Source organism: Parabacteroides sp. KHUB-03 (assembly GCF_056640975.1).
Genome location: NZ_CM153257.1, coordinates 743,343 through 759,285 on the forward strand (window position 1 = coordinate 743,343; position 15,943 = coordinate 759,285).

A 15,943-nucleotide genomic window follows, 5' to 3' on the forward strand; every position below is an offset into this window, starting at 1 on the left:
ATATAAAATAAATCTATTACATTTGCAAACAAGATTAATTGCTAATAAAAAAATCAATAACAGAAAAATGAAGAAACTTATCGCCGCTGGTTTATTGCTGGCATGTTCGCTTACTACAGTGAGTGCACAGGATGCAAAGGGAGAATACGTTTTTACTCCCGTTAAAGAATTGAAAATTACTCCGGTTAAAAATCAAAATCGTACAGGAACATGCTGGTGTTTTTCAACACTAGGATTTCTTGAATCAGAATTACTCCGTATGGGAAAAGGAGAATATGATCTTTCGGAAATGTATGTTGTGAATCATTCTTATAAAGATAAAGCTGATAAATTTGTGCGTTTACATGGTAAGCTGAATTTTGCCCAGGGCGGTTCTTTTGAAGATGTTTTATATGCCTGGAAGAATTATGGTATTGTTCCGGAAGAAGTTATGACAGGTTTGCAGTATGGCGAGGATATGCATGCTCACAGTGAAATGGAACAAGTGGCAACTGCATATCTGAATGCTTTGATTAAAAATCCGAATGGAAAACTGTCTACGGCATGGCAGAAAGGATTCGACGGTATTATTGATGCTTATCTGGGAGAACTTCCTAAAACATTTACTTATAAAGGCAAAGAATATACACCTATAAGTTTTGCCAAAGAATTAGGGCTTAATATGGAGGATTATGTATCGTTGACATCTTTTACTCATCATCCTTTTTATACGACTTTCCCGATTGAGGTAGAAGATAACTGGCGTTGGGCTGATTCATATAATTTACCGATCGACGAATTGATGGAAGTTTTTGATAACGCTATTAATACGGGCTATACTATTGCTTGGGGGTCTGATGTTAGCGAGAAAGGTTATACTCGTAATGGTATTGGTGTTATTCCTGATATTGAATCATTGGAACGCAGTGGCTCTGACCAAGATCGTTGGCTAGGGCTGACTAAAAAAGAGAAAGATGAAGAAATCAAAAAAATGTTGGAGAAGCCTTGTGATGAACTAACTATTACTCAGGAAATGCGCCAGGCTGCTTATGATAATTATCAAACAACCGATGATCATGGTATGCAGATATACGGTATTGCAAAAGATCAAAATGGTAAGAAGTTTTATATGGTGAAGAACTCTTGGGGCACGGATAATAAGTACAAAGGAACTTGGTATGTTTCCGAACCTTTTGTGAAATACAAAACAATGAATATTGTTGTTCACAAAGATGCTTTGCCAAAAGCTATCAGAACTAAGTTGGGAATTAAATAATATACATTGGATTATAATAATGAAAAGAGGCTTTCTTTGTAATTACAGGGAATAGCCTCTTTTCTATATATACAAAGATGTGCTGCTTTATTATTGTACTTCTGTTAATACATAACTTATATCACCGGATACCGGTTGTAATTGTTCATCTAACATAATAAGTGTATTTCCACTTACCAGGAAATAAATAATCTGACTACCATCGCTCGGAATAAGAGCATATACTGTTGCATTTGCATCAGCAGGAGTTCCTTTCTTTACCTGTCTTTTTCCGGTAGAACTATACGTTTTACTTTGTCCGTTGTCTTCGGTGAGATAAACTGCATCCATTTCATAAACGCCATTGTCGGTGTCATCTTGTTGATAATACATAGTCAGATCGTAATCAACTTCGGGAGCATTTTTAGCATTCGAAGCAGCAGCTTTTTTATTTGTTACTTTGCCTTTATACTTCTTTTGGATTACGGCACCTTTTTTCGGCTCAGCTTTTAATGAATCGCGCATATTGACAGGCTTGGCTGTCTTTTCTTTCATCGAAGGAATAATAGGTACAGCAACTTCCATTGGGACAGCTTCGGCTACTGTTACGCTTTCTTCTTCTACTTCAACGGGAACATTTTGTTGGGATTTATTCCCGCTACATGCAGCCAAAAGTCCCAGGGCTGCTACAGCGATAAAATACTTTTTCATTTACATTGTGTTTTAAAGTGACGTTTGGGGATATAACAAAAGTTCCCCTGTATTTTGTTTTACAGAGGAACAATTTTAACTATTTCTAAATTCGTTCGTTTATTATTTTGCTGTAGGCTTTACTGCATCAACAGAGATACCTTGAAATACTCCTGAGTCTGAACCTGGCAGATAAGGATAGGTCATGGCACTCATAAATGCGTAAGGAAGAAACCGGATTATATTTAATGTGGGTTGGCCCCAGTCCGGATAAAAACCTGTGATTTTTAATTTTTCCGATTCAATTTCGTTTGCGATATATTGAAGTCCTTTTATTATGTATTTGGTGCAATAAATTGTATCATAAAAGCCGTTGTCAGGAAATATCCTGACAGCGGCTTTATATTAAATAAAGAACTAATTAAGCGTTGAGAACTTTCTTGAAACGTTTCATAAATTCTTGTGCTTCAGCCATGCTGAGGCAAAGAGGAGGAAGTAAACGGATTGTATTTGTCCCGGCTACACCTGTGAATACTTTCTCATCAAACAGCAGCTTGCTGCGCACTTCTTTGATCGACTTTTCAAATTCGATACCGATCATCAAACCACGTCCGCGTACTTCTTTGATTCCTGGTAGTTTATGTAATTCATCTAATAGATATGCGCCTACCTTGGAAGCGTTGCTTATCAGATTTTCAGTCTCCATAATGTCGAGTACTGCAATGGCTGCAGCACAAGCCAGATGGTTTCCGCCGAATGTTGTTCCCAACATGCCGTAAACAGGCTTAAACATCGGACTGATAAGCAATCCACTCATCGGAAAACCATTACCTATACCTTTTGCTACGGTGATTAGATCCGGTTTGATACCTGCATATTGGTGTGCGAAGAACTTTCCGCTACGTCCATAGCCGGATTGTATTTCGTCTAGAATAAGACAGGCTTCGTATTGGGAACACAGGGCACGTAAATCCTGCATGAACTTATCTGTAGGTAGCTGTATTCCGCCTACGCCCTGAATGCCCTCGATGATGACGGATGAAACTCCGCCTTTTTTTAACTCAGCTTCTACAGCGGCAATGTCGTTGATGGGCAGATAGGTTACAGCAAGGTCTTCATTTACCGGGGCGATGATTTTCGGGTTGTCGGTAACACGTACTGCGGCCGATGTACGACCGTGGAAAGCATGCTTAAAAGCCAAGACACGTTTCTTTCCATTATGGAAAGAAGCCAGTTTTAGGGCATTTTCGTTTGCTTCTGCTCCAGAGTTGATCAGGAAAAGCGAATAATCATCATATCCGCAAGCTTTTCCTAATTTGTCCGCCAGTTTTTGTTGCAGGCTATTGATTACTGAATTGGAATAAAAGCCTAACTTATTTACTTGCTCTGTGATTGCTTTTACATAAGCGGGATGGCTGTGTCCAACGGAAATAACAGCATGCCCGCCATAAAGATCGAGGTATTCGGTACCTTGGGCATCCCATACGTGGCAACCTTTTCCCTTTACGATCTCTATATTGAATAATGGATATACGTCGAATAAATTCATAATGGATGATGTTTGTTAAAATGCTGATGGCTTCAAATGCAACCCTACGGTTTCTTCCAGGCCGAACAGTAAGTTCATGTTGTGCACTGCTTGTCCGCTGGCACCTTTCAGCAGATTGTCTATCATTGAAATGATGAGGAGTTTATCGCCATGCTTTTCCAGATGAATAAGACATTTATTAGTATTGACCACTTGTTTCAGATCCGGGTTCTTTTCTGTCAGGAAAGTGAACGAATGATCATCGTAGTACTCTTCGTATATACGCTTGATTTCGTTTAGTTCAATCTTGCAATCCAGATAAGTCGTGGTAAAGATTCCACGGGAGAAATTACCTCTTACCGGAATGAAGTTGATAGCACTGCTGAAACTGTTCTGTAATTGTTGCAGGCTTTGTCCTATTTCTGCCAGATGCTGATGTGTAAATGGTTTATATATTGATATATTATCATTGCGCCAGCTGAAATGTGATGTTGACGAAGGTTTTACACCTGCCCCGGTAGAACCGGTTATTGCATTTACGTGAAGTTCGGAATTCAACATCAGATGTTTCGCCAAAGGCAAAACACCCAACTGAATGCAGGTAGCAAAACATCCTGGGTTTGCAATATGTTTTGAACTGCAGATACGGCGGCGGTTCAGTTCCGGCAAACCGTAAACAAAATCGTGTTCATCGCTTTTGATACGGTAATCCATACTAAGGTCGATAATCTTCACGTTTTCCGGAACCGTATTATTTTCCAAGAACTTTTTTGTGTCGCCGTGAGCAGTACAGAAGAAAAGCAAATCGATACTGTTCAACGGAAGCTGGTCGGTAAAGCGCATATCGGTTTCACCATAAAGACCGCCGTGTACATCGGTAATAAGGTTGCCAGCGTTACTGGTGCTGTTTACAAATACAATTTCTGCATCCGGATGATTAAGCAGCAGGCGGATTAATTCTCCTGCCGTATAACCTGCACCTCCTATAATTCCAATTTTAATCATGTCTTAAATCTCTTCGTCTTTATGGTTTGTATAATAAACGCGGAGTGGAGTGGAAGTAACCTTGATGAAGCCCTTTGCATCTTCGGCCGTCCAGCCTTTTTGCATTTCGCCATATTCGCCGAATTTGGTTTTTACCAGGTCGTCTTGGGATTCCACACCTACAGTAGAGAATGACAACGGACGAAGTTCGAGAATAACCGTTCCGTTTACATTACGTTGTGATTCCAGCAACATGGCTTCTATGTCGCGCATAACCGGTTCCAAGTACTGGCTTTCGTGCAAAAACATGCCGTACCAGTTGGCAACTTGGTCTTTCCAGTATTGCTGCCATTTACTCAAAGTATATTTTTCAAGGAAGCGGTGTGCGCCGATAATCAGCATCGGGGCGGCGGCTTCAAAACCTACGCGGCCTTTGATTCCGATAATTGTGTCACCCACATGCATATCACGGCCTATACCATAAGCAGAGCCGATTTCTTCTATTTTTTGAATAGCTTTGATTTTATCTTCAAACACTTCTCCGTTTATGGCATAAACTTCACCATTCTTGAATTCGATACGAAGTTGTTCGCTGCCGGTTTTAGTCACCTGTTTTAAATAAGCGCTTTCGGGCAAACCCTGGGCTGAGTCAAGTATTTCGCCTCCGCAGATAGATGTACCCCATAAACCTACATTATATGAATATTTCAACTTGGTGAAATCTGCCACAAAGCCGTGTTCTTTCAGGTAGTTGATTTCGTAGTCGCGCGTCAGTGCCATATCACGCGTCAGCGTGATGATTTCTACATTCGGAGCCAGAACAAGGAAAGTCATATCAAAACGGATCTGGTCGTTTCCTGCACCTGTTGAACCGTGGGCAATGGCATCGGCACCAATTTCATTAGCATAGCGGGCAATGGCTAATGCCTGGAAAATACGTTCTGAACTTACTGAAATAGGATAAGTACCGTTACGGAGAACGTTTCCGAATACCATATATTTAAGGCTCTTTTCGTAATATTCTTTTGTTACGTCAATTGTAACATATTTGGTTGCGCCCAGTTTGTAGGCATTTTCTTCATTTTGCTTTAATTGTTCTGCACTGAAACCGCCAGTGTTGGCACATGCTGCATATACTTCATATCCTTTTTCCTTTGCCAGATACATCACTGTGAAAGAGGTATCAAGACCGCCGCTAAATGCAACTACTACTTTTTTCTTCATTTTATTATATTGTTTTATTTATTACTCTTGTGTTCTGAATTGTCTTTATGTTTTTCCGGGTCGTAAAGCATGGCCGTGCAAATACAGAATTTACGTTGTTTTTCCATCAGTATATGGTGGTTAATGCAACCCTCGCATCCATGCCAGAAAGCATCGTCGTCTGTCAGTTCGTCGAATGTTACAGGAACATATCCCAAAGCTGTATTCATTTTCATAACGGCGGCGCCCGAAGTCAGACTGAATATCTTAGCCTTCGGCCATCGTAAGCGGGCCAGGGCAAATGACGCGTCTTTAATACGCTTTGCCAATCCCAGGCCACGGAATTTTTCAACAACGATAAGGCCGGATGTTGCCACATATTGCTTATTTCCCCACGATTCGATGTAGGTGAAACCTGCAAATTCATCACCTGCAAGAGCAATGATTGCTTTTCCTTCCTTCATTTTTTGAGCAACATATTCGTGTGTACGTTTGGCAATACCGGTTCCGCGTACTTTAGCAGCAGCTTCTATTGTCTCTAAAACGATATCAACATATACTTCGTGTGAAGCATCGGCTACCATAACATCAATTTCTACTCCTTGTTCCATTGTATTTGTTTGTTCTTAGTCTACTTGTTTGTGTGCGGATATTATTCCGTTGTTACTTTATATAAAATTCGATAAAGCTTTTATGATCCTGTTCCGGCTAATGCCTTCGCGAGGAATGATCAAGATTGTATCGTCACCGGCAATTGTTGCCAATATTTCTTGTGGGGCATGGGCATCAATGTCCGAAGCGATACCCATTGCATAACCCGGACGTGTTTTTACAACGGCCAGATTACCCGAAAATTCTATATTAGGATGACTGTGATCCAAATCTTGATCCGATTGCATAAGTGCTGCTTGTTCCGGTAAACGATATACATAATTTCCATTCCCGTCGTGTGCTTTAGCTACTTTCAGTTGCTTGATGTCGCGTGAAAGGGTTGCTTGAGTAGTGGAAAATCCGCTTGATGTCAATGATCTGAGCAATTCTTCCTGATTACTTATAGCTTCCGTTTGTATGATGCGGCAAATAGCGTCCAATCGTTCTTTTTTAGTACTCATATTGTATATTTATGCAAACAGGTTGCAAATATAAATCGAATAATTGAATAAATATACATTTTTGGTGCTTATTTTTGATATAATTTATTCATCCCGATGATTTCACAAAATCATCGGGATGAAATTGGAAAAAGATCGGGGAGATTTAAAATACATCCAAACTCCCGGATTCTTTGTTATACTATTATCAAAGATACATTATCTTTGTATTTGGAAGAAACAACAAAAAGATAAAAGTTATGAAAAAGGTTGCAAGTTTATTGTGTGCCCTGTTGATTCTTGCGGGCTGTTCCAGTGTGCCCCTGACAGGTCGTAAACAGGTTTTATTGGTTTCGGATCAAGAAGTGTTGTCATCTAGTCTGACACAATACAATGATTATATTAAAACGGCAAAGAAATCTGCAAACAAGTCGCAGAATGATATGGTGACGCGTGTTGGTAAGAAGATCGCGGCTGCAACGGAAGCCTATTTAAAAGCTAATGGCATGGAAAATGAGATTAAGAATTTTAAATGGGAGTTTAACCTGGTAAAAGACCCTCAGGTCAATGCCTTTTGTATGCCGGGTGGAAAAATTGTGGTATATGAGGGATTATTGCCATTAGTTTCATCAGATGATGAATTGGCTGTTGTTCTGGGACACGAAGTGGCTCATGCAGTTGCCAAACATAGTAATGAGCGGATGAGCCAGCAATTGATGACTCAATACGGTGCTGCTATTCTGGGTGCCGCTGTTAGTAATAAAAGTACGGCTGTACAGCAAATGGCTAATACTGTGTATGGAGTAGGATCTCAATATGGAGTGATGCTTCCTTTTTCGCGTAAACATGAATCGGAGGCCGATTATATGGGATTAGTGTTTATGACTATGGCCGGATATAATCCGGATGTGGCTGTTAATTTCTGGCAGAAAATGTCGGCAGGCAAAGGAGGAGCAACGCCCGAATTTATGAGTACTCACCCGAGTGATTCGCATCGAATAGCCGATATTCAGAAAGAATTGCCGGGAATAAAGGCAAAATATGGGAAAAAATAACTGAAGCCTGTTTGGATTTCATCCGGATGGATTATTTTTAAATGGTAATTCCCATTCTCTTCATTAGGAAACAGGCATTCATATTTTCGGCAATTCCTTCGCGCAGCTTGTAAGAAAAGGATAATTCGTCATTTTTTATATCAGCTTCGAAGCGATAATTTTTTATTTGTTCCGGAAATTCCTTTTCGAGGTTTCCAAGTACTAAATCGTGGGTTGCAATAATTCCGCAAGTCTTGTATGATACTAATTGTTTCATCAAAGCGATGGAACCTTTTTGTTTGTCAATGGAGTTTGTCCCTTTTAATATTTCATCCAGAATAATGAATAGCTTTTCACCTTGTTGCAAGCGGTCTATTATCATTTTCAGCCTTTTCAATTCGGCAAAGAAGTAAGATTCGTTGCTTACTAAAGAATCGGAAGTACGCAAGCTGGTAACCATCTTTGCCGGGTAAACTGTGAGCGACTCTGCATATACGGGAGTTCCTATGCAGGCCAATACATAGTTGACACCGACTGTTCTCAGGTAGGTGCTTTTACCGGCCATATTTGCTCCGGTAATAATCAGGAACCATGGGCTTTTTTCGATGTTGATATCGTTTTTGATACAAACATCCCGGTTTAACAAAGGATGCCCGAGAGTTTTGCCTTCCATCTCGAAGTAATTGTTTGCAATATCAGGGTAGATATAATCAGGATGATTAAAAGCAAAACCTCCTAATGAACTGAGTGCGTCAAAATGGGCAAGGGCATCGATCCAGTGTTTGATATGGTCTGCATGTTCCGTCTTCCATTTTTCCAGAGAAATAGCAAAGCGCGTATCACGTAGATATAGAATGTTAAGTATGATTCCGGCAGCACTGAACCGTTGATCCAATCCTCCGATATATTGGGACAGTTTCTTTATCGTATGCGATGCCGTCCCATCAGTGTGGGATAGTTCTTTACTGATTGATATTAACTCGCTTGATTGAAACTGATCTCCTTCAATGCTTTCCATCAACTTTGAATAAATGGAGAATATCTTATTCATTTTATCAACGGAATTATACAGATCGTTAATTTGCCTGCTGTGGAAATAAGCTATAAATAAACTTATTAACAAGTATATACTTAGTACGGAGTAACTGATGATATTCAACAGGCAGGCGGTAGTGATAAGCAACCATAAGCCGGGAACAATCCATACAAGAGCTTTCCATAACGGACTGTTGGCAAACATAAGTTTGCCATTAACCAGCGTAGAGAGCATTTGCAGGTCATTTTTGCTTCCTGTTTGTTTGATACCGGTTACATAAAAATGCTGTCGTAAACCGGATAGGGTGGAGAGTTCTTTTACGGCTTCCTGACGCTTTAATATTGCTTCTTTTTGTGTCAACGGACTCATAAACCAGCTTGCCAAAAGTTCGCGTCCGAATATTGTTACAGTACGGTTGACGGATTGAAATATGGAACGGTTGCCGAATAAATCCAGATCAAGGCTGAAATCGTGTTCGGACGAACTTTTCTCAGGTGCACCGTCGAAAGCACTGAAATCATAATCCAGTCCATTCAGTTCGTCTGTATTTAATTTGATTAGTGCTTCGGAATACTCTTTCCTGGCATATAATTTATTGTGATACCACATTAATAAAGCGAAAGGAATAATAAATGCAATTGTAACAATAGTTAGCAACAACGGGCTTTCGTTCCTGAGTAACCATATACAACAAATAAGCGCTACAACCAGTGCCAAACGGATGCTTCCCATTAGATGGATTTTCTTTTTTAAGCTGTTCGAGCGCCGTGTATAGGCTTCTATATTTTCTTTGTAAAAACTATATACATTTTTCATGGAGCAAACTTACACAAATAAAAGAATATAACAGCACCGAAACTTTTTGATTTAATTGTTTATGGAGATATATAAACAAAATGATGAAGACCTGGGGACGGGCTTAGGGCTTTCTATTTGCTCGCTTATTGCCGAAAAACTGGGCGGATATTTGGATTTGCATAGCCGTTTTTCTATTCAATTACCTTATGATGAAAAGCCGAATAAGATGAACTAAGTTATTTAATTTTGGTTTATATAAATACATCGTAGGTGAAATGACTACAACTCATGTTATTTAAGCCAAAAATTCTGGTGGCATTTCTCCTATATTTGCGGATAAATTAGAAATGCTTGAAGTTTGTTTATGAAAAAGACCGTTTTAACATGCTTGCTTTTTTTCTTCTGTGGTGGTGCTTTTTCCCAGGTTCTGATACATGACCCAGAAGAAAGTTATAATGCCGATAGTGTACGTGCTGTATTGGATAAGATGTCTTATTTTACTTTGTTTAAAGATAACTATTTTATTGGCGGAACTACGATCGGGCATAAACCTACGGCAACCAATTCGGATGTGAAATTCCAGTTGAGTATTGCCCAGCGTCTTACTAAAAGTAAATTACCTTTTGACACTTATCTTTTCCTGCAATATACACAAAAAGCCTTTTGGAATGTTTTCCAGAGTTCTCTTCCCATGCGCGACCTTAATTTTAACCCCGGAATAGGATTGGGGCATCTTATTATACATCATAATAAATATATAGGAAAAGGTTATCTGATGCTGGAACATGAATCTAATGGGAAAGACAGCACGGCTTCGCGAAGTTGGAACAGGATAACATTTGCTGCAGCTGTAGTCCTTAATAATAATTGGGAAACTCAGTTTAGTACATGGATTCCTATTGTCGATGGCAAGTATAATAAAGACTTGTTGAAATATAAAGGTATATTCCAAATGGCAGTAAATTACCGTACCAATAATAAACGGTTCAACTGTGGTCTGATTTTGACGAAACGCAAGACTTGGCTCAGTTTTAATACCCAGTTGGAGCTGAGTTACAAATTTAATAACAACGAAAACCAATATCTATTCCTTCAGTACTATAATGGCTATGGCGAAGGCTTACTCGATTATAATAAGTTCAAAAGCATGTTGCGTATTGGCATTGTAATTAAGCCACAGGATTTTAGTATCTATTAGCAGAAAACACTTTAATAGATTCTTTCTATTGGATAATAGATGAACTATATTCAACTCTTGGATGTTTTGATAATAAAGCCCTGTAAATTTATAGGATAAAAATATCGGAGCACCATGAAAGAAAGAATTGAACAATTAAAGTCTCTAAACCACCAGGCAGAGTTAGGAGGCGGAGAAGATCGCATAGCCAAACAACAATATGGAAGAACCTCCTTTTGTGCCGACTTCAGACAGTCCGAACCGCACCGATCCGCAATTGGATTTATTAGTACCCACCAATCCGAACCAACCATATGATATAAAGGAATTGATTCTCTCTGTGGCAGACGACAATAATTTCTTTGAAGTGCAGGAAGAATATGCAAAAAATATTGTCATCGGTTACATTCGACTGAATGGAAAAACGATTGGCGTTGTTGCTAACCAGCCCGCAGCATTAGCCGGAACTTTGGACATAAATGCATCGGTAAAAGCTGCCCGTTTTGTGCGCTTTTGTGATGCATTTAATATTCCGTTGCTTACTTTAGTGGATGTTCCGGGGTTCTTGCCGGGAGTTAATCAGGAATATGAAGGCATTATTCGTCATGGGGCAAAACTGTTGTATGCTTATTGTGAAGCTACAGTTCCGAAAGTTACTGTAATTACCCGTAAGGCGTACGGAGGCGCTTACGATGTGATGAGTTCTAAACATATCCGCGGTGATATAAACTTGGCTTATCTAACGGCCGAAATCGCTGTAATGGGACCGGATGGTGCTGTTAATATTTTATTTCGCAAAGAGCTGAATAAAGCTGAAGATCCGGAAAAGAAACGGAAAGAACTTCAGGACGATTATCGTAATAAATTTGCCAATCCGTACAGAGCAGCCGAACTAGGCTATATTGACGAAATAATAGAACCGTCGGTTACCCGTTGCCGTCTGATACAGAGCTTTGAATTGCTGGCAAACAAGAGGCAATCCAATCCTCCTAAAAAACATTCAAATATTCCTCTTTAAATGCGAACTGTTATGATAAAGAAAGTACTAGTTGCCAATCGCGGTGAGATTGCTATGCGGATATTCCGTACTTGCCGCGTAATGAATATACCTACAGTTGCAATATATACGCATGTAGATCGTGGGGCTTTGCATGTACGCTATGCCGAGGAAGCCTATTGTATTTCGGAAGATGAGTCTGATACTTCTTACCTAAAGCCCGATTTGATTCTTGAAATTGCCAAGAAAACCGGCTCGGCTATACATCCGGGATATGGCTTCTTATCTGAGAATGCCGATTTTGCCCGTCGTTGTGAAGAAGAAGGTGTCGTTTTTATCGGGCCAAGTTCCGATGTTATTGCCAAGATGGGAATTAAAACGGAAGCTCGTAAAATAATGAAAGATGCCGGCGTTCCGGTTGTTCCCGGAACAGAATCTCCTTCTCCATTTGTAAAAGATGAGGCCAGAAAGAAGATGTTTTCCGTGGCTGTGGAAGCCTGTAAGAAAATAGGTTATTATAGTGCCGGGACACTCGAATTTATGATGGATAAAGACCAGAATTTCTATTTTCTGGAAATGAATACGCGTTTACAGGTCGAACATCTGGTTACGGAAGAATGCACTGGCGTAGATTTGGTTCGTGATATGATACTGGTAGCCTCGGGTAACCGTCTTCCGTATAAACAGGAAGACATCGAATTTCGCGGGGCAGCTCTCGAATGCCGTATATATGCTGAAGATCCGGAAAATAATTTTATGCCTTCTCCTGGTGTTATCAAAGTCCGTGAAGCTCCTGAAGGACGTAATGTCCGTTTGGATAGCGCAGCTTATGCCGGTTTTGAAGTGTCGTTGCACTATGACCCGATGATAGCTAAGGTTTGTTCATGGGGACGTAACCGTGAATCCGCTATTTCCAATATGATACGTGCCTTACGCGAGTATAAGATATTGGGAATTAAGACGACGATACCTTTCCATATTCGTGTGTTGCATAATGAGACATTCTTGAAAGGAAATTATGATACCACTTTTATCGATACCAAGTTTGATAAGGAAGATTTGAAACGCCGCCAGAATAGTGATCCTACCGTTGCTGTAATTGCAGCCGCTTTGAAGCATTATGAGCAGGAAAAAGAGGCTGCCGCCAGGGCAACAACAGTCCCGTTGGTTGGTGAATCATTATGGAAATATTATGGTAAGTTACAAATGACGGCCAATAATTATTAATACAGGGAGGAAAAAGATATGACAAAAGCGTTAGCAACCTATTTTGCAACCGTAAACGATCTGCCGGATACCGAATTTAAAGTCGAGATTCTGGAGGATGGTCCTGTAAAGAAAGTGTCTGTAAACGGAACGGTTTACGATGTCGATTATAATGTGGGTGGCGACTCTATCCATTCTATCATTATGAACCATAAATCCCACGGAGTCCAGATATCCAATATCCGCGATTCGGTGTATGAAGTTAAGAATAAAGGAGATAACTTTCAGGTAGAAGTAATTGACGAGTTAAAGAAACTCCGTTTGTCGCGTACCCGTTCGTCTGTGGTTGGCCGTCAGGTTATAACAGCCCAGATGCCGGGAGTTATTCAGAAAGTTTATGTAAAGACCGGAGATGAGGTAAAAATCGGCACTCCTTTGTGTGTACTTGTTGCCATGAAGATGGAGAACGAGATCCGAAGCCCGATAGATGGAATAGTAAGAGATGTATATGTTACTGAATCGAACAAGGTTTTGGTAAATGATAAAATGCTTGTAGTAGAATAATCGGTAAATCCCCGGATGTTAAATTTCCGGAGATTTTTTCAAGACTAAAATTGTCCACGATTTAGCACTACGGAAGTGCGTAATTTTGCCAAAAATATGCGGATTATGGGAAAAAGAAAATCCCTGAAGTATTTAATTTTCAGAGATTAGCCAAATTTGAAGTCTTTTAAAAGTGGTGCCACCAGAAAGTGAACGCTTCACGTATCACCATTGACAATCACCGACTTATCTTTTCTTTCATCGGAAAATCCACACGATTTAGCACACGATTATTTCTCATCGTTCTGCTCGTGATTTAACACGATTGTTGGTGCAAAGGTAAGAAAGAATATGAAATCAATCTATTGGTTGCCCGAAAAATTGGGCCAATCAATCTTTTTTATTTCTATTATGCAGCAAAAATAATGCATTTAAGAAATAGAAAAGTAATTTTTACGGCGGTAAAATTTACGGCTGTTTAATTTCGATCTCCTATTTCTATCATATGCGTCAAAAATAACGCATTTTAGAAATGGAATGCTAATCATCCAGATTTATCCTATTGTTCTCAAGGCATTCATAAAACATTGTCCGAACGTATTCCATCGTATCGTAATCGGGAACTATCTCCTTGTACTCATCGTATGATTTGAAGCGTACTTTTTCTCCTTCCCCATACTTGATAACTTTTCTCAAGAACTGGCTGAAATCCCACAGAGCCATATCATACTTGTCCACATTCAGCATCTTTTTCAACCTGTCTTCGGCATCAATATTTTCCAGATTGAACGTCAATGTCGCTTGCTGATTTGATAGCCGAGACGACACCGCCTCATCAACTATCTTGCTTATATCTTCTTTTAGTTTATCATCCATATGAAATTCCTTTATTTGTTATATGTCGGCTGTTTAATTTGCCTTTCCATTGTTCCGAAACCATCAGTTCCGAAACGCACATTTCGCATCGAACTATTCTGTAAGTGAATCTACAAATTCCCCAAACCTCAAAATCTTCTCACTATTTGCTTTATTGAAAAGCAAGTGTTCAAAATCCTTTTGCTTCTTCTTCAAATCAACTGTTCTCAAGAGTTCGGCTGTTGCCTGCTTGAACTCTTGCAAATTATCCACTCCACAACGCTTTGAAAGGAAATCGTAATCAGGTTTTGCCTGTGACAGTAAAAACATCAAGTCGTAAAAATCACGTCCTTTGGCACGGGCTAACATGGCGGCAATTTTCATGCTGCACAATACACCATCGGAAGGAACTGGAAACGGGAAAAAGAATCCGCAACCCTTGATGTTCGTGATAACCGGAGGATAAACAATTCCTTGGTCTTGGCTTTCAACCTTAATCAAAAAACGTTCTTCCTTGTGTCCACTCAATCCCAAATCAAACAACAGTTCGGGAAAATGGATATTGCGCCTGAATGCAGTTAGTTTCGGATTATTTTTGTCCCTTGCTTCTACCCTTAATCCTGAGCGTTCCAAAAACTGGATTACTCCGTTTGTCATTTCAATAAATTCGTCTTTCGACAGGTCTTTGCAGTCAAAATCTAAGTCCTCGGAGAACCTGTCTATCCCTTTCACCAAACGCAGGTTTGTCCCGCCGATAAAAGCCATCTTTTGGATGCTTGGTGTAGAAGAAAGGTAATCCAGAATCATCAACTGCAAATACTCTTTCAGTATGTGCTTATCGAAGCCCGAATTTCCACGGATTTGAGCCGGAAAATAATTTCTTATCTGTTCAATCTGTATCATAAATTATAAGTCTTAAAAAGTAACTTCACTCGATGGTCAAGCGCCTTGCTTTGAAACTTGGCGCAATAATCCATCAGTAAATCCTTGTTTAAATCATCGTGCAGGTAATCTTCATCCAAACGAAGTTCCTCCAATTCCTGTTCGCTATCATAGAACGGATAAAGATACAGCAAATCAAGTAATGCCTTTTCAGGTGTGGCAAACTGTATGGTGCGGTTGTCTGCCATTGGCTTTAACTCGTACCCGAACATTAGGTTCTCCTTGACATTCTTATAAGAGTATTCGCCGAAGTCATTGGCGAATGAGGCTGTTTTTAGCGATGTTACATTGGTAATCTGTACCACCGCTTCCGGTATCATTCCGTAGAACGACAATGCCGTGTGCAAGCTGACATAAGATGGGCGGTAAATTCGGTTGGCAAAATAAAGGGAATAATCCGGCTTGCTCTTATACTCCGAAAAGGCAAAATATCCCTGCCGTAAGCGGATAAGATATCCTTTCTTCATCCAACGGGTAAGGTTATTGCGCTCAAAATCTGGTTGCCATGCATATACCTGATAGATATTGAAGCATGCCAAATCGAATAGCTGATTCTTAAATTCCAGAAAGGTCATTTCTTTATTTTGTTTCTATTATGCTGCAAATATAGTGCATTTTAGAAACA

The 15,943-nt window shown here is 39.8% G+C and carries 16 protein-coding genes and 2 pseudogenes; 7 read left to right on the forward strand and 11 right to left on the reverse strand.

Going from position 1 to position 15,943, the window contains the following annotated elements:
* Positions 1–67 precede the first annotated feature (67 nt).
* Positions 68–1,255 (forward strand): C1 family peptidase, encoded by a 1,188-nt coding sequence (locus tag ACYIB7_RS03115; RefSeq protein ID WP_480338055.1) that lies wholly within the window; start codon positions 68–70, stop codon positions 1,253–1,255.
* A gap of 90 nt (positions 1,256–1,345) precedes the next feature.
* On the opposite strand, the gene ACYIB7_RS03120 is transcribed toward ACYIB7_RS03115, so the two are convergent.
* The 7 genes and pseudogenes from ACYIB7_RS03120 to ACYIB7_RS03150 all read right to left on the reverse strand — a co-directional run bounded on the left by ACYIB7_RS03120 (position 1,346) and on the right by ACYIB7_RS03150 (position 6,751).
* Positions 1,346–1,945, reverse strand: a complete 600-nt coding sequence (locus ACYIB7_RS03120) for a copper resistance protein NlpE (RefSeq protein WP_480338056.1) — start codon at positions 1,943–1,945, stop codon at positions 1,346–1,348.
* 129 nt (positions 1,946–2,074) lie between these two features.
* Positions 2,075–2,278 (reverse strand): annotated as a pseudogene (locus ACYIB7_RS03125) (mechanosensitive ion channel family protein); the annotation flags it as partial.
* A 67-nt stretch (positions 2,279–2,345) separates the two neighbouring features.
* Entirely contained in the window at positions 2,346–3,473 is a 1,128-nt protein-coding gene (locus ACYIB7_RS03130; protein WP_480338057.1) for an aspartate aminotransferase family protein, read from the reverse strand.
* Between the two features lie 15 nt (positions 3,474–3,488).
* A complete protein-coding gene (argC, locus tag ACYIB7_RS03135; protein ID WP_480338058.1) occupies positions 3,489–4,457 on the reverse strand; it encodes an N-acetyl-gamma-glutamyl-phosphate reductase in 969 nt (322 codons plus the stop codon).
* Between the two features lie 3 nt (positions 4,458–4,460).
* On the reverse strand, positions 4,461–5,660 hold the full coding sequence (locus ACYIB7_RS03140; RefSeq protein ID WP_480338059.1) for an argininosuccinate synthase: 1,200 nt from the start codon (positions 5,658–5,660) through the stop codon (positions 4,461–4,463).
* A 14-nt stretch (positions 5,661–5,674) separates the two neighbouring features.
* Positions 5,675–6,250, reverse strand: a complete 576-nt coding sequence (locus ACYIB7_RS03145; protein ID WP_099463448.1) for a GNAT family N-acetyltransferase — start codon at positions 6,248–6,250, stop codon at positions 5,675–5,677.
* Between the two features lie 57 nt (positions 6,251–6,307).
* Entirely contained in the window at positions 6,308–6,751 is a 444-nt protein-coding gene (locus ACYIB7_RS03150) for an arginine repressor (RefSeq protein WP_480338060.1), read from the reverse strand.
* A 239-nt stretch (positions 6,752–6,990) separates the two neighbouring features.
* Between ACYIB7_RS03150 and ACYIB7_RS03155 the strand changes: the two genes are divergently transcribed.
* Positions 6,991–7,785, forward strand: a complete 795-nt coding sequence (locus tag ACYIB7_RS03155) for a M48 family metallopeptidase (RefSeq protein ID WP_480338061.1) — start codon at positions 6,991–6,993, stop codon at positions 7,783–7,785.
* Between the two features lie 37 nt (positions 7,786–7,822).
* On the opposite strand, the gene ACYIB7_RS03160 is transcribed toward ACYIB7_RS03155, so the two are convergent.
* Positions 7,823–9,616 (reverse strand): MutS-related protein, encoded by a 1,794-nt coding sequence (locus tag ACYIB7_RS03160; RefSeq protein ID WP_480338062.1) that lies wholly within the window; start codon positions 9,614–9,616, stop codon positions 7,823–7,825.
* Positions 9,617–9,677: 61 nt separating this feature from the next.
* Here ACYIB7_RS03160 and ACYIB7_RS03165 point away from each other — a divergent pair, with 61 nt between their 5' ends.
* The 5 genes and pseudogenes from ACYIB7_RS03165 to ACYIB7_RS03185 all read left to right on the forward strand — a co-directional run bounded on the left by ACYIB7_RS03165 (position 9,678) and on the right by ACYIB7_RS03185 (position 13,542).
* A complete protein-coding gene (locus tag ACYIB7_RS03165) occupies positions 9,678–9,833 on the forward strand; it encodes an ATP-binding protein (RefSeq protein WP_146059486.1) in 156 nt (51 codons plus the stop codon).
* Between the two features lie 129 nt (positions 9,834–9,962).
* Positions 9,963–10,796, forward strand: coding sequence for a phospholipase A (locus ACYIB7_RS03170; RefSeq protein ID WP_099463443.1), 834 nt, complete (start codon positions 9,963–9,965; stop codon positions 10,794–10,796).
* 187 nt (positions 10,797–10,983) lie between these two features.
* Positions 10,984–11,793, forward strand: a pseudogene (locus tag ACYIB7_RS03175) (acyl-CoA carboxylase subunit beta); the annotation flags it as partial.
* A 12-nt stretch (positions 11,794–11,805) separates the two neighbouring features.
* Entirely contained in the window at positions 11,806–12,999 is a 1,194-nt protein-coding gene (locus ACYIB7_RS03180) for an acetyl-CoA carboxylase biotin carboxylase subunit (protein ID WP_480338063.1), read from the forward strand.
* An 18-nt stretch (positions 13,000–13,017) separates the two neighbouring features.
* Positions 13,018–13,542, forward strand: coding sequence for a biotin/lipoyl-containing protein (locus tag ACYIB7_RS03185; RefSeq protein WP_480338064.1), 525 nt, complete (start codon positions 13,018–13,020; stop codon positions 13,540–13,542).
* 519 nt (positions 13,543–14,061) lie between these two features.
* On the opposite strand, the gene ACYIB7_RS03190 is transcribed toward ACYIB7_RS03185, so the two are convergent.
* The 3 genes from ACYIB7_RS03190 to ACYIB7_RS03200 form a co-directional block, all read right to left on the reverse strand.
* Complete coding sequence (locus tag ACYIB7_RS03190; RefSeq protein WP_480338065.1) at positions 14,062–14,397, reverse strand: hypothetical protein; 336 nt, start codon at positions 14,395–14,397, stop codon at positions 14,062–14,064.
* A gap of 93 nt (positions 14,398–14,490) precedes the next feature.
* The gene (locus ACYIB7_RS03195) at positions 14,491–15,279 is read right to left on the reverse strand and encodes a nucleotidyl transferase AbiEii/AbiGii toxin family protein (RefSeq protein WP_480338066.1); all 789 of its coding nucleotides are present in this window, start codon (positions 15,277–15,279) and stop codon (positions 14,491–14,493) included.
* A complete protein-coding gene (locus ACYIB7_RS03200) occupies positions 15,276–15,893 on the reverse strand; it encodes a type IV toxin-antitoxin system AbiEi family antitoxin domain-containing protein (RefSeq protein ID WP_480338067.1) in 618 nt (205 codons plus the stop codon). Before ACYIB7_RS03200 ends, ACYIB7_RS03195 begins: the two co-directional genes overlap by 4 nt.
* Positions 15,894–15,943 lie beyond the last annotated feature (50 nt).

Excerpts from the sequence above, each read along its gene's own strand:
- ACYIB7_RS03115 (WP_480338055.1), top strand. The coding sequence starts at position 68 with ATGAAGAAACTTATCGCCGCTGGTTTATTGCTGGCATGTTCGCTTACT.
- ACYIB7_RS03120 (WP_480338056.1), bottom strand. The coding sequence starts at position 1,945 with ATGAAAAAGTATTTTATCGCTGTAGCAGCCCTGGGACTTTTGGCTGCA.
- ACYIB7_RS03130 (WP_480338057.1), bottom strand. The coding sequence starts at position 3,473 with ATGAATTTATTCGACGTATATCCATTATTCAATATAGAGATCGTAAAG.
- argC (WP_480338058.1), bottom strand. The coding sequence starts at position 4,457 with ATGATTAAAATTGGAATTATAGGAGGTGCAGGTTATACGGCAGGAGAA.
- ACYIB7_RS03140 (WP_480338059.1), bottom strand. The coding sequence starts at position 5,660 with ATGAAGAAAAAAGTAGTAGTTGCATTTAGCGGCGGTCTTGATACCTCT.
- ACYIB7_RS03145 (WP_099463448.1), bottom strand. The coding sequence starts at position 6,250 with ATGGAACAAGGAGTAGAAATTGATGTTATGGTAGCCGATGCTTCACAC.
- ACYIB7_RS03150 (WP_480338060.1), bottom strand. The coding sequence starts at position 6,751 with ATGAGTACTAAAAAAGAACGATTGGACGCTATTTGCCGCATCATACAA.
- ACYIB7_RS03155 (WP_480338061.1), top strand. The coding sequence starts at position 6,991 with ATGAAAAAGGTTGCAAGTTTATTGTGTGCCCTGTTGATTCTTGCGGGC.
- ACYIB7_RS03160 (WP_480338062.1), bottom strand. The coding sequence starts at position 9,616 with ATGAAAAATGTATATAGTTTTTACAAAGAAAATATAGAAGCCTATACA.
- ACYIB7_RS03165 (WP_146059486.1), top strand. The coding sequence starts at position 9,678 with ATGGAGATATATAAACAAAATGATGAAGACCTGGGGACGGGCTTAGGG.
- ACYIB7_RS03170 (WP_099463443.1), top strand. The coding sequence starts at position 9,963 with ATGAAAAAGACCGTTTTAACATGCTTGCTTTTTTTCTTCTGTGGTGGT.
- ACYIB7_RS03180 (WP_480338063.1), top strand. The coding sequence starts at position 11,806 with ATGATAAAGAAAGTACTAGTTGCCAATCGCGGTGAGATTGCTATGCGG.
- ACYIB7_RS03185 (WP_480338064.1), top strand. The coding sequence starts at position 13,018 with ATGACAAAAGCGTTAGCAACCTATTTTGCAACCGTAAACGATCTGCCG.
- ACYIB7_RS03190 (WP_480338065.1), bottom strand. The coding sequence starts at position 14,397 with ATGGATGATAAACTAAAAGAAGATATAAGCAAGATAGTTGATGAGGCG.
- ACYIB7_RS03195 (WP_480338066.1), bottom strand. The coding sequence starts at position 15,279 with ATGATACAGATTGAACAGATAAGAAATTATTTTCCGGCTCAAATCCGT.
- ACYIB7_RS03200 (WP_480338067.1), bottom strand. The coding sequence starts at position 15,893 with ATGACCTTTCTGGAATTTAAGAATCAGCTATTCGATTTGGCATGCTTC.